Consider the following 12,770-nt stretch of genomic DNA (forward strand, 5'->3'; position numbering starts at 1 on the left):
TTCTAGGACACTTTTATGGCGCCGCGGCCCGAAAAGACTGCTTTAGCGGGAAACCGTCTTCCCCACGGAGTGCAGGTCCTGGCACGCCTCGATGACGCGCTCGGACATGCCCTGCTCCGCCTTCTTCAGGTAGGAGCGCGGGTCGTAGACCTTCTTGTTGCCCACCTCGCCGTCGATCTTGAACACGCCGTCGTAGTTGGCAAACATGTGGCGGGCGACCGGGTTGGTGAACGCGTACTGGGTGTCGGTGTCCACGTTCATCTTGATGACGCCGTAGCGCAGGGCTTCCTCGATCTTTTCCTTCTCGGAGCCGGAGCCGCCGTGGAATACGAAGTCGAAGGGCTTGGCGCCCTCGTCTAGGCCGAGCTTCTTCTGCGCGGTCTGCTGGCCTTCCAGCAGGACCTCCGGGCGCAGCTTCACATTGCCCGGCTTGTAGACGCCGTGGACGTTGCCGAAGGTGGCGGCCAGCAGGTAGCGGCCGTTCTCGCCGGTGCCCAGGGCGTCGATGGTCTTTTCAAAGTCCTCGACGGAGGTGTAGAGGTTGTCGCCAGCCTTGGCTTCGACGCCGTCTTCCTCGCCGCCGACGACGCCGATCTCGGCCTCCAGGATGATGTGGGCCTTGCGGGCCTTTTCCAGCAGCTCCTGGGCGATCTCCAGGTTCTCATCGATCGGGATGGCGGAGCCGTCCCACATGTGGGACTGGAACAGCGGCAGCTCGCCGCGGTCGACGCGCTCCTGGGAGATGGCGATGAGCGGACGGACGAAGTCGTCCAACACCTCCTTCTGGCAGTGGTCGGTGTGCAGCGCGACGTTGATGCCGTAGTGCTTGGCGGCCTCGTGCGCGAAGGCGGCCAGCGCCTGGGCGCCCGCTACCTTGTTCTTGACTGCCAGGCCGGAACCGAACTCCGCACCGCCCGTGGAGAACTGGATAATGCCGTCGGACTCGGCCTCAGCGAAGCCCTTGAGTGCGGCGTTGATGGTCTCCGAGGAGGTGCAGTTGATGGCCGGGAAGGCGAAGCCAGACTGCTTCGCCTCATCCAGCATGGCGTTGTAGACCTCTGGGGTAGCAATAGGCATAGAAGTGAATCTTCCTTACTTGGTTCGCGTTTGACTTACTGCACTACCAAGTATGCCTGTGATTTGGCTTGCGCGCCGCAGGTCTTGGTTAAGGAAAGGTGTGAGTTTCTACCTAGCCGGTGTCTGGTCCCGGCTAGTGGGGCTAGCCCCGGCCTTCTGCGCGGTCGCGGGCGACGCGGGCGGCGGCCTCCATCAGCATCCAACCGGACAGCTGCACCGACAGGTCGCGCTCGGCAATGCGGATGACGCCGACCTTCTCGCCCAGGGTGGTCGGGCCCAGGCCGAAGTTATGGGGCAGGCGCGCGTCCGCGGTCCAATCCGTGCCGAAGATAGGCAGGCCGTCGACCTCCAGGCGGTGCTCCCAGACCGAGGCGGCCGAGGACAACACCAGGCGGGCGGCCAGCTTCTTCGCCGCGCGGTTGGCGGGCGAATCCCCCGGCAGGCGCACGGCCGCGTCCGCCAGGTAGCGCACCAGGATGCCCTTGAACAGGCCGCCGTCGCCGTCGCCGGTGTCCCAGTCGATGACCCCAGCGGGGGTGGCCATATACGAGGCGATGGCCTGGATGAGCCCGCGGATGCGGGTCAGGTACTTCACGGTGCCCTCGGCGCGCTCGGCCTCCTGGACCGAGTCCAGGTGCTCGAGGGAGGAAAAGCCGGCGCGCTTGCGTAGGGCCAGCGCGATCTCCACGCAGGCGCCCAAGACCACGCCCTGGCAGTAGGGGTGCAGGTTGCGCACCCACTCCGGGCCGTCCATGCGCATGCGGATGCCGTCCATGATAAGCCCCTGGTCATCGACCAGGTTTTCGTAGATCCACTCGATGATCTCCTCGGCCTCGGCCAGGTGCCCGGTGCGCGCCAAGAGGATCGCCGCCGGCCCGTTGGAGGGCACGTTGAAGAAGTTCTCGCCCTCCCGCCACGGCAGGACGCCCAGGTGCTCGTCGCGGCCGGCGCGGATGTTGTCCTGCAGCTCCGCGAGCTTCGAATAGGGCTTGACCTTGCTCAGCTGCCCGGCGCGCTGCAGGGCGAGCGCCATCCAGGCCTTGTCGTCGAAATAGCGGTTGTTCTTCAGCGGGCTGAGGTTGCGCACTCGGATGCCGCGCACGGTTTCGGTGATCCGCTTGCGCCGCATCTTGGTGTTGTTGCGCTGGGCTGCATCCACCAGGCAGTCCAGGTAGTGCGCCTGCCACCAGTAGTGCCAGTGGAGGAAGATCTTTTCCTTGCTGGTGGGCGGCCAGCGCACGATTGCCAGGTTGGTCTTTGGCAGTCCCCACACGCGTGCTGCGTGGCGGTCATTGATGGCGGTTTCTGCCAGATCCGCGCGGTGTGCCCACTTTTCGTCCACTCAGGTGCCCTAATTTCAGTCGATCTATTACTCACAGGAATTCTAGCGCGCTCCCAGCTCACACGTGCAATTTTGTGCAACTGGCTGGCGCCCCCGCCTACCAGCTTTGGGACAGATCCGCGTGCTGGCGGATCCAAGCGTGCATGGCGATGCCGGCCGCCACGCCCGCGTTGATGGACCGGGTGGAGCCGAACTGCGCGATAGAACAGGTCATCACCGCCCCGTCCTGGGCGGACTGGCTCACGCCGGGGCCTTCCTGCCCGAACAGGAGCAGGCATTTCTCCGGCAGCTCAGCGGTCTCCAGCGGCACGCAACCCGGGGTGTTGTCGATAGCCACGACCGTGAGCCCTTCCTGCCCCGCCCACTCCAGCAGCTGCTCTACCGTGTCGTGGTGGGCCAAGTGCTGGTAGCGGTCCGTGACCATGGCGCCGCGGCGGTTCCAGCGGCGGCGGCCGACGATGTGGACCGTGTCCACCGCGAAGGCGTTGGCCGTGCGCACCACGGTGCCGATATTCGAGTCGTTCTCGAAATTCTCGATGGCGATGTGCAAGCTGTGGCGCCGGCTATCGATGTCGGCGACGATCGCCTCGCGCCGCCAGTAGCGGTAGGCGTCCACCACGTTGCGGCGGTCGCCCTCGGCCAGCAGCTCCGAGTCGTAGCGCTCGGCCTCCGGGCCGGTGGGCCACTGCCCCTCCCACGGGCCGACCCCGTGCCGGCCCTCGTTCCATTCGGTGGGGCCGGGCTGTGGGTCGGCTTCGCTGCCGCGGGCGTCCGGCTTAGGCAAGGTCGAGGTCCTCCAGGCCCAGCAGGAAGCGGTATTCCAGGCCCTCGGCCGCGATGGCCTTGTCCGCGCCGGTGGCGCGATCCACGACGGTGGCGATGCCGACAACCTCGGCCCCGGCCTCGCGCAGGGCGGCCACGGCGGTCAGCGGGGAGTTGCCCGTGGTGGTGGTGTCCTCGACCACCAGGACCTTTTTGCCCTGAACGTCGGCGCCCTCGATGCGGCGCTGCATGCCGTGCTTCTTGGCCTCCTTGCGCACCACGAAGGCGTCGATCGGGCGCCCGTCCGCGTGCATGATGGAGGTGGCCACCGGGTCCGCGCCCAGGGTCAGGCCACCGACCGCGTCGAAGTCCCAGTCCGCGGTCAGCTCGCGCAGCAGCGTGCCGATCAGCCGGGAGGCCTCGTGCTGCAGAGTCGCCCGGCGCAGGTCGACGTAATAGTCCGCTTCCTTACCCGAGGACAGAGTCACCTTACCGTGCACCACGGCCAGCTGCTTGACCAGCTCGGCTAGTTGGCTCTTCTTCTGCTCGTCCAGCTTCATGAGGTTTAAAACTCCTTTACTTAGCCCGCGCGGGGGCGAAGTCTGCGTCCGCTGCTCGCGCTCCTGCGTTTTCGTCGTTTCTAGCTTAAGACACCCCGCGGATGAAAACCACGCCGAGGGCGACCTTAGGCGTTGCGGTCATCGCCGTCGCCCGCCGAACGGTCACTGCAATCGTTGTGGTCGTTGTGGTCGCTGCTATCGCTGACGGGGTGCTCCGGGATATCCCCGATGGGGCCCAGCTCGGCTTCGATCTCGTCGAAGATCGAGGAGCCGCGGCCCAGGTCGCGCGGCAGGCGGGCGACGGATTCGTCCGCCTGCGGGCGTTCCTGCCCATCGGCGATGGCGTCCACCTCGTCCGCGCCCAGCGCGCGGTGTTCCATGGAGCCGTGGGCGGCGCCGGCCCGGCGGCTGGGCAGCACCATCGGCTCCTCCGGGCGCTGGACCGGCGGACGCGCCATGTCCTCGGCGGGGTTGGGAACCGCGGTCGGGCCCGTCGGCGCGACCGGCTGCGGCGGCGGCACCACGCGCGTGGGATCCCCCTGTTCCGGGTGGTAGACCAGCCCGGCGGTCGGGCGCGGCGGTAGCACGCGGGCGACATCTGCCAGCACCGCCATCGGGGCGAGCATCTCATCCCACTCGGCGCTGCGGGCGGTCTTGTCGGTCTGCGCGAGTACCCATTCGTTTTCCATCCACACCGCGGTCACTGCCTCCGGCAGGTATTCCAGCCCGGTGGCCAGGCGGTCGTCGCTTATGCGCTCGACCACGCCCGGCTCCGTGGCGTAGACGCTAAAGCCGGCGATCTCGTTCGCGGCGACCAGGTCTTCCGAGGCTTCTTCTGCCAGCGGCAGGCCCGTGCGGCGGAAATCCACCACCACGTCGGAGCTCGCCCCGGTGCGCAGCGCCATCACGTTGACCCCGCCCAGGTCGAGCAGGAAAAGTTCGTGGCCAAAGACCGTGCCGTGGGCGATGTCCCGCGGGTGCGCACCCCCGGCCGCCGCGCCCCGCGTCCACTCGTCCGCCAGGTAGGAATCCTCCTTGGCGAAGTCGAAGCCGTGCTGGTTCGCCCAGGCTTTGCGCTCCCGGCGCAGCGCGCCCGGCAGGATCGGGCGCCCGATCTTCTTCTTCGGCACCGCCTTCGGGGCCGGCTCCGGCTCCGCCGCGCTGGCGGCTTCCGGGTCCTCCGGCTCCTCGGCTGGTTCCTCCGGTTCCGCGGCTTCCTCGACCCAGTCGTCGTCGGCAGCGTCGGCGTCTTCCGGCTCGGGGCTATCGACGTCGGCGGTCTCGGTGTCGTCGTCCTCTTCGTAGACGATGTCCGGCGCCGGCGAGGTATCCGGCTCCGTCACCTCGGACGGGACCTCAGCCTCACCCCCGGTCTCGGGCTCGGTATCGGCCGAGGGGGCATCGGCAGCGTCAAGGCTGTCTGCACGGCTGTCATCGTGCTCGGCAAGCGAGCGCTGCTGCGCGGCCTCCTGGGTCTGGGCGGCGCGCCACAGGAAGACTGCACCCGCAGCAGCCAGCAGGGCTAAGATCAAAAGCAAAATAGGTGTCATTAGCGCCTTAGTTTACTGCCTCCCGCGGCGGCGCGCGGGCGGTGGGGGCCGAAGGGTTTTAGGCGCCGAGGGACTCGCGGTCGCCGCGCTCGACCGGGTTGGTCACGTCCGCCGACCACTGCGACCAGCCGCCGACGTAGTGGCGTGCGCCGGTCAGGCCCACCCAGTCCATGGTGGCCAGGGCCAGACCGGAGTGGTTACCGGAGCCGGAGTAGACGATGGCGTCCTTGACGTTGTCCTCGTTGATGCCGGCGTGGTGGAAGACCTCCCGGATCTCCTCCTGGGTCTTCCAGGTGCGGTCCGCGTGGTGCAGGTAGCGCTCCGGCACGTTGACCGCTCCTGGGATGTGCCCGGCCTTTAGGTCGAGGTTCTCGCGGCGGCCGGCAAAACGGTTGGGCTCGCGGGTATCAATCAAGATGCCGTCGTGCTCCTTGACCTCGTCGATGGTGGCGACCATGTCCGGGTTGGGCTCCACGGTGGTGTTGGTCTCCACGGAGATATTGCCCGGGCCGGTCAGGGTGGGCAGCTGCTCCCGGCGCCAGTGGGCCAGGCCGCCGTCGAGGACGCGCACGTCCTCGATGCCCGCCCAGCGCAGGATCCACCACGCGCGGCCAGAGAAGAGCCCGCGGCCCTCGTCGTAGACGACGACCGGGCGGTCCTTGCGCAGACCCCAGGTCACGAACCATTCCTGCAGCTTGTCCGGATCCGGCAGTGGGTTGCGGCCGTTGCGGGAGCCCGGCAGGCCCGCCATGGCGGAGGAGACGTCGCAGAGCTGGGCGGTCGGGATGTGGAGTGCGTGGAACTGGTTCCGGGCGCTGTTGCTACCCGAGCCCCACAGGCAGGCCAGAACGGTGAGGCGATCGCCGGCGTAGATGGCATCGTAAAGCTCGCGGGGGGAGACCAAAATACTCATATTTCCCACTCTAGAGCCAAAGCGCCTTGGCCGCCTGCCGGGGCGCGTCCCACTGGCCGCGCGCAGGCGAAAGGCCCCGGCCACCCCGCCTTGCGAAGTGGGGCGACCGGGGCGTTAACGCTTAGGCCTTAGTCCGCCGGCCGCTCAGTGGACTGCAGGTCCAGGGACTCGCCGTCGGCGGCCACGGTGACCTGCACGGTGTCTCCGTCGCGGATCTCGCCGGCCAACAGCTTGCGGGCCAGCTTGTCGCCGATGGCCTGCTGAATGAGCCGGCGCAGCGGGCGGGCACCGTAGTCTGGGTCGTAGCCACGCTCGCCCAGCCAGGTCTTGGCCTCGTCCACCACGTTGAGCGTCAGGCGCTTGGCAGCTAGGCGCTCGGCCAGGTTGGCCAGCTGAATGTCTACGATGCCGCGCAGCAGCTCCGTCGACAGAGCCTCGAACATAACCACGTCATCCAGGCGGTTGATGAACTCCGGCTTGAAGGCCTTCTTTACCGCCGCCATGGTCTCCTCCTGGGTGCCGCCGGCGCCCAGGTTGGAGGTCAGAATGATGACCGTGTTGCGGAAGTCCACCGTGCGGCCCTGGCCGTCGGTCAGGCGGCCTTCGTCCAGCACCTGCAGCAGGACGTCGAAGACGTCCGAGTGGGCCTTTTCCACCTCGTCGAAGAGCACCAGCGTGTACGGGCGGCGGCGGACCGCTTCCGTGAGCTGGCCGCCGGCCTCGTGGCCGACGTATCCCGGAGGGGCACCGACCAGGCGGGAGACGGAGTGCTTCTCCCCGTACTCCGACATGTCGATGCGCACCATCGCCGAGGCGTCATCAAACAGGAAGTCCGCCAGGGCCTTGGCCAGCTCGGTCTTACCGACGCCGGTCGGGCCCAGGAAGAGGAAGGAGCCGGTCGGGCGGTTCGGGTCCGCGACCCCGGCGCGCGAGCGGCGCACCGCGTCCGAAACGGCCTTGACGGCCTCGGACTGGCCCACCACGCGGCGGCCCAGGATCTCTTCCATGTTCAGCAGCTTCTCGGTCTCGCCCTCGAGCATCTTGCCAGCCGGGATACCGGTCCACGCGGAGACGACCTCCGCGATGACGTCCGGGCTGACCTCCTCGGTCAGCATGGAGTTGGTCTCCGACTGGGCGTGGGCGCGGGACTCGGCGTCGGCCAGCTGCTTCTCCAGCTCCGGGATGCGCCCGTAGCGCAGCTCCGAGACCAGCTCGTAGTCGCCGTCGCGCTCGGCGATCTCCGCCTTGCGCTTAAGCTCCTCGAGCTCCTCCTTGGCCTCCTGGACCTCGTCGATAGCCTTCTTCTCGTTAGCCCAGCGGGCCTTGAGTTCGCCCAGCTTCTCCCGCTCGTCCGCCAACTCCTGCTGGAGCTTGGCCAGGCGGTCCTGGCTAGCGGCGTCGGATTCCTTCTTCAGCGCCAACTCTTCGATCTCCAGCCGGCGGACGACGCGCTCGAGCTCGTCGATCTCCTGCGGGGAGGAGTCGATTTCCATCCGCAGGCGGGAGCCGGCCTCATCGACCAGGTCGATGGCCTTGTCCGGTAGGAAGCGGTTGGTGATATAGCGGTTCGACAGCTCCGCCGCCGAGACCAGCGCCGAGTCCTGGATGCGCACGCCGTGGTGCACCTCGTAGCGCTCCTTCAAGCCACGCAGGATGCCGATGGTGTCCTCCACCGAGGGCTCGCCCACGTAGACCTGCTGGAAGCGGCGCTCCAGGGCCGCGTCCTTCTCGATGTACTTGCGGTACTCGTCCAGGGTGGTCGCGCCCACTAGGCGCAGCTCGCCGCGGGCCAGCATGGGCTTAATCATGTTGCCCGCGTCCATCGAGCCCTCGCCCGTCGCGCCGGCGCCGACCAGGGTGTGCAGCTCATCGATGAAGGTGATGATCTGACCCTCCGAGGCCTTGATCTCATCGAGCACCGCCTTCAGGCGCTCCTCGAACTCGCCGCGGTACTTCGCGCCAGCGACCATCGAGCCAAGGTCCAAACTAATGAGGGTCTTGCCCTTTAGCGACTCCGGCACGTCGCCGGCCACGATGCGGCGGGCCAGGCCCTCCACAATCGAGGTCTTACCGACGCCGGGCTCACCGATGAGCACCGGGTTGTTCTTGGTTCGGCGCGAGAGCACCTGCACCACGCGGCGGATTTCCTGATCGCGGCCGATAACCGGGTCGATCTTGCCTTCCCGGGCCCGGGCGGTCAGGTCGGTGGAGTACTTCTCCAGGGCCTGGAACTGGTCCTCCGGGTTTTCCGTGTTGACCTTGGCAGCCCCGCGCACCGACGGGAACGCGCCCTTAATGGCGTCGTAAGTAGCGCCGCGGCTGGTCAAAAGATCCGCCGCGTCCGTCTTCGAACCGGCGATGGCTGCCAACAGCACCTCGGTCGAAACGTAGTCATCCCCTAATTCGCCCGCCAACTCCTGGGCCCGGGTCAGCACGTTGAGCGCGTCCCGGTTGAAGTTCGGGTTGGCCATATTCGACCCCTCGGCCTTCGGGTAACCGTCGACCAGGCCGCGGGCCTCCTGCAGCACGGTCTGCGGGTCCACGCCGGTGGCCTTCAGCACCGGGGCGGCGATGCCGTCCTGCTGGTCCAGGATGGCCGCCAGCAGGTGGGCCGGGCGGATATCCGGGTTCCCACCCGCGGAGGCGGTCTGCAGCGCCTGCTGCAGGGCCTCCTGAGTTTTCGTAGTTGGGTTGAATGAGTTCATAATCTGCTTTCTCCTTTAAGTAAATCTCCCTACCTCGGGGCGATGATCCCACTGTAGAGGCTTCACTAGATGTAACGCAGACAAACTTGAGTATATTCCACTCAACTTTCGAAAATCTTATTTTTCTTGGTTTTGGGACGCCCCCTCGGCTGCGTGGCCGGTTCGGTGTCTACCCTCGTGCTCGCCCTCGCGCCAGCCGACAGCCTCACCGAGCTGCTCGGTCAGGTAGTCCGGCGCGATAACCACCACCGTCAGCCCCGTCGAGGCATTGTCCAACCGCGCCGTCGACGTGCGACGGGCTAGCCTTCCTACCGGGCCCCGACCACCTGCGCGGCCACCGGGTCGCCGTCCGCGGTCATCGGCATATCCGTGACGTAGACGAACCGGTCCCAGCCGTAGCGGGCCCGAATAGCCTCCGCCGAGGACGATAGCGCGATGTTGCCGGCGCCATCCGTGGGCACGGACTCCACCACCACGTCCGAATCACTTAGTTCTTGATTGACCACTCGGACGGGCAGGCCGTTATCGACCAGCACTCCCCACTTGGACACACGCGTCACGCACCTTTTCTCTTCACATATTCGGGGAAGCTTATTCTACGCGCGGGGTCTGGCTCGGATCGGCAAAGCCGCCGCGACCCCTTTTTCGGACTTGGGTGCGGCGGCTGGCGGCGCCGGGGCTTTAGGACTTCTGGCCGACGTGGCCGATGCCTTCCTTGAAGATGGTGCCGCGCGGCGGCATCCAGCCGGCGAAGCGGAAGGTGAGGTAGATGCCGACGGCAATCGCCAGCGAAATCCAGCCCAGCCCGGCGGTGAAGCCGTAAATCACGGCGATCGGGGCGACGACGGTCATGCTGATCTCGAAGGGGCCGAAGCCAACGTAGGCCATGCCGTATTCCGACAGGGCGCCGGACTCCAGCTTCGGGTCGACGATCTTGAGGATGGCGATACCGGTGGCGACGGTGGCCGTAGCCCAGCCCCAGCCGAAGATGCCGCGCTCAATCCAGCGCTCGCCGAAGAACTCGGCCGGGAACCACAGCAGGAAGAAGGTGCAGTAGATGGTACCCAGCACGAACAGGATCAGCAGCGGGACCCAGTAGCTAGCGATAGCGGCCGGCACGATGGCGGCGATACCGAAAGCGATCAGGTAGTCGGTGGCGGCGCCGGAGACCGTGGAGACGGCCTCGCGGTCCAAGTAGTCGTTAGCGCCGATGGCGTTCATGATGGCGCGGATGATAAGGCCCACGACCATGGACATGGCGAACAGCGGGATGGAAACGTTCTCCCAGACCGAGGAGATAGCCGAGTTGATGAGGTAGGCAATCATGACGGTCAGAACGATGAAGCCCAAGTGCAGGGTCAGCGGCTCAATCGCGGACGGGTTGGTGGTCGCGCGCCCCAGGGACGGGCGTTCCTCCACGTTGCGGATGTAGCCGCGGCGCAGCTCCTCCGGCAGCTCCTTCGGGACGTGGGAGACCTTGCCGCGGCGAATGCCCCAGTTGCCGGCGACGACGCCGCCGGTGATGGCGGCCAGCGTACCGACGGTCGCCGCGGTGAAGCCCAGCGACGACGCGGCCTCCGCGCCGACGCCCTCCAACGCGCCGCCGACCGCCGCGGCGGTACCGAAGCCGCCGGTGAAGCCGACCGGCAGCATCATGCCGAACCAGTTCGGGGTATCGAAGACCGGCATGAACAGGAAGACGCCCAGCAGGATGAACAGGCCCCACTGGCCCGTGAACATCATGGTGGAAAAGCCCCACATGTTGCGCGCGCCCTTGCGCATGGAACCGCCGACCTCCATGGAATACGCCATGGAGGCGAACACGACCGCAATCAGCAGGGAGGTGTAATCACCCAGCGCGTCGGAGAAATTGATCCAGCCCAGCACTTCGGGGCCCACCAGCAGGCCCAGCAGGCCGGCCGTGATCGGGGCGGGCAGGAGCAGGTCCTGGAAAATGAACTTGACCTTGTGACGCAGGACGTTGCCGATCACCATGAGCAACGAAATCCAGCCCACGTCCAACATCAGGGAATAAGCAGAAAACTCTTCCACCGGCTATCCTTTCACCTTCATCGTGAATTGCCGCCGCCCACCGCGGGCCGCGGCCGCTCCCCGCGGGGCGCCGGCCTGTGAATTCGCCGTGGAACCGCTGTCACCGCGGCACGCCAAATTCGAAAAAGCTGACTTTTGGGGGAGGACTGACTGTGAACACATTACTTGCTTACGGGTGATATACAACATACCGGGGTGTTTTATTAGGGCCCCATTACCCCCGAATAAAAAGGGTCAATCCTCGGCAAACCATTAGACTAGCTGGTATGCGCTCAGCCGAAGTTGTGGTCATCGGCGCCGGTCAGGCCGGGCTCGCGCCCGCACCCACGCCGGCAAGCGCCCCGCCTCAGTCGTGTCCACCACGGGGATTCCGCCGTGGCAGGACTACTTGGACGCCGTCGACCGCGGCCTGCTGGTCTCCCGCGGCATGTTCAGCGCCATCGATGCCACCGGCGTCACCTTCTCCACTCCCCGCCCGTTCGCGTCCCCGGAGGTTCACGACGCGGATGCCGAGACCCGCGCCAAGGCCTGGCGCCCCTTCCCCGCCGGCACCCACATCGAGGTCAACACGATCTTTTGGAACACCGGCTTCCGCCCACACCTGGGCCCCCTCGCGGGACTGCGGTTGCGCAGCCCGCACGGGGGAATCGAGATGCTCGACGAGGTCACCCCGGCAGCCAACCCGCGCGCCCTGCTGGCCGGGTACGGCTCCACCGCCTCGACCGTGGGCGCCACCCGCGCCGGCCGGCTGGCCGCCAAACGCGCGGCGGAGATTTTGGGTAGGTTTTAGGGCTGGTTTGGGCGGTAATGCGAGTTCCGACCAACTTTTGGCCCGCCTGCCCGCTCCGGAGACGCAAACTTGATCGGAACTCTCGCGAGCGCGGGCCGGCCGCCCCGCGCCTACTAGCGCCGGCTAGCGATAGCGCGCCCAGGACACCTCCCGGATAATGCCCGAGTGCCAGTTCCACACCCCACTGGATGACATGGGCGCCGGCCGCGGCTGCGTCACCTGCTTGACCACCCGCTCGAGGTGGTAGTGCACGCAGCTGCCGCTGTAGCGCAGGACCGTGTACCCCGCCTGCGTGGCCTCGTTCGCCTTCCACCGGTCCCGGATGAAGGTGTCGGGCGACTCCGCGGTGTGAAACTGGTAGCCGTCCACCTCGATGAGCATCTTCAGCTCCGGCAGGTGGAGGTCGAAGAAGTACTGGCCTACCTGCACGTTGGTCTCCACCCGGTACCCGGCGTCCCGCAGTCCCCGCACGAGTTTGCGCTCGAGCGGGGAATCGCTGCCGATGGAGGCCCGCCCAATGAGGCCGCGAGCCCGCTTGCTGAGCCGCAGGCCGGAGTTGTGCCGCTCCAGCATGCTCTTCGCCTTCCGGCCCCGATACGTCTGCTCCAGCAGCTCGATGGCTTCCTCGTCAGTGCAGTGGTCAATCACTTGGGCGGGTAGATGCACCCGTACCCCTTCCACCTGGAGCACCGCCAGCCGCTGGGTCCGGTAGCCGACCACGTAGGCAGACCGCGGGAGCTTGCGCGAGGCCGCTACGTGCAGCGGGAAGCTGAGCGGCTGGCCCAGGTAGATCTCGCGCGCGGTCGGCCCGGTGGCCACCGTCCGGGGCCAGTGGCGCATGATTATTGCCAGCAGCTCCCCCGGCGTCGGCTCCCGCGTCAGGTACAGCCCCTTGGCAATCTTGACGTAAACTCCGGCTGCTGCGCGCCGCCACAGCGTCTTGGCGTCTACGCCAGACACGACGATGTCGTCCATAAAGTATTCCCCCTGCTCTACAGGCTAGCAGCGGAGGGCGCTTC

12 protein-coding genes are annotated in these 12,770 nt (G+C 66.9%); 1 reads left to right on the top strand and 11 read right to left on the bottom strand.

Going from position 1 to position 12,770, the window contains the following annotated elements:
* Positions 1–42 precede the first annotated feature (42 nt).
* From fbaA to CCONF_RS10390, 10 genes are all read right to left on the bottom strand, one after another.
* Entirely contained in the window at positions 43–1,077 is a 1,035-nt protein-coding gene (gene fbaA, locus CCONF_RS10345; protein WP_290223435.1) for a class II fructose-bisphosphate aldolase, read from the bottom strand.
* Positions 1,078–1,219: 142 nt separating this feature from the next.
* Entirely contained in the window at positions 1,220–2,419 is a 1,200-nt protein-coding gene (locus CCONF_RS10350) for a glycoside hydrolase family 76 protein (RefSeq protein ID WP_290223437.1), read from the bottom strand.
* A gap of 97 nt (positions 2,420–2,516) precedes the next feature.
* Positions 2,517–3,203 carry a TrmH family RNA methyltransferase gene (locus tag CCONF_RS10355; protein WP_290223439.1) on the bottom strand — a complete coding sequence of 229 codons (687 nt, stop codon included), beginning with the start codon at positions 3,201–3,203 and terminating at the stop codon, positions 2,517–2,519.
* Positions 3,196–3,741, bottom strand: a complete 546-nt coding sequence (pyrE, locus tag CCONF_RS10360; protein WP_290223440.1) for an orotate phosphoribosyltransferase — start codon at positions 3,739–3,741, stop codon at positions 3,196–3,198. Before pyrE ends, CCONF_RS10355 begins: the two co-directional genes overlap by 8 nt.
* A gap of 125 nt (positions 3,742–3,866) precedes the next feature.
* Positions 3,867–5,291 (bottom strand): TtfA family protein, encoded by a 1,425-nt coding sequence (locus tag CCONF_RS10365; RefSeq protein WP_290223442.1) that lies wholly within the window; start codon positions 5,289–5,291, stop codon positions 3,867–3,869.
* Positions 5,292–5,349: 58 nt separating this feature from the next.
* The gene (locus CCONF_RS10370; RefSeq protein WP_290223444.1) at positions 5,350–6,204 is read right to left on the bottom strand and encodes a sulfurtransferase; all 855 of its coding nucleotides are present in this window, start codon (positions 6,202–6,204) and stop codon (positions 5,350–5,352) included.
* A 128-nt stretch (positions 6,205–6,332) separates the two neighbouring features.
* Entirely contained in the window at positions 6,333–8,909 is a 2,577-nt protein-coding gene (gene clpB, locus CCONF_RS10375; RefSeq protein WP_290223446.1) for an ATP-dependent chaperone ClpB, read from the bottom strand.
* A 117-nt stretch (positions 8,910–9,026) separates the two neighbouring features.
* Positions 9,027–9,185, bottom strand: coding sequence for a hypothetical protein (locus CCONF_RS10380; RefSeq protein ID WP_290223448.1), 159 nt, complete (start codon positions 9,183–9,185; stop codon positions 9,027–9,029).
* A 32-nt stretch (positions 9,186–9,217) separates the two neighbouring features.
* A complete protein-coding gene (locus CCONF_RS10385) occupies positions 9,218–9,460 on the bottom strand; it encodes a hypothetical protein (RefSeq protein ID WP_290223450.1) in 243 nt (80 codons plus the stop codon).
* A 130-nt stretch (positions 9,461–9,590) separates the two neighbouring features.
* Positions 9,591–10,961 (bottom strand): sodium/glutamate symporter, encoded by a 1,371-nt coding sequence (locus tag CCONF_RS10390; RefSeq protein ID WP_290223451.1) that lies wholly within the window; start codon positions 10,959–10,961, stop codon positions 9,591–9,593.
* Between the two features lie 352 nt (positions 10,962–11,313).
* Between CCONF_RS10390 and CCONF_RS10395 the strand changes: the two genes are divergently transcribed.
* Positions 11,314–11,751 carry an NAD(P)/FAD-dependent oxidoreductase gene (locus tag CCONF_RS10395; RefSeq protein WP_290223453.1) on the top strand — a complete coding sequence of 146 codons (438 nt, stop codon included), beginning with the start codon at positions 11,314–11,316 and terminating at the stop codon, positions 11,749–11,751.
* A gap of 123 nt (positions 11,752–11,874) precedes the next feature.
* Here the strand turns inward: CCONF_RS10395 and CCONF_RS10400 are convergent, their stop codons facing one another.
* A complete protein-coding gene (locus CCONF_RS10400; RefSeq protein WP_290223455.1) occupies positions 11,875–12,726 on the bottom strand; it encodes an endonuclease domain-containing protein in 852 nt (283 codons plus the stop codon).
* Positions 12,727–12,770 lie beyond the last annotated feature (44 nt).

Source organism: Corynebacterium confusum (assembly GCF_030408715.1).
GTDB lineage: Bacteria > Actinomycetota > Actinomycetes > Mycobacteriales > Mycobacteriaceae > Corynebacterium > Corynebacterium confusum.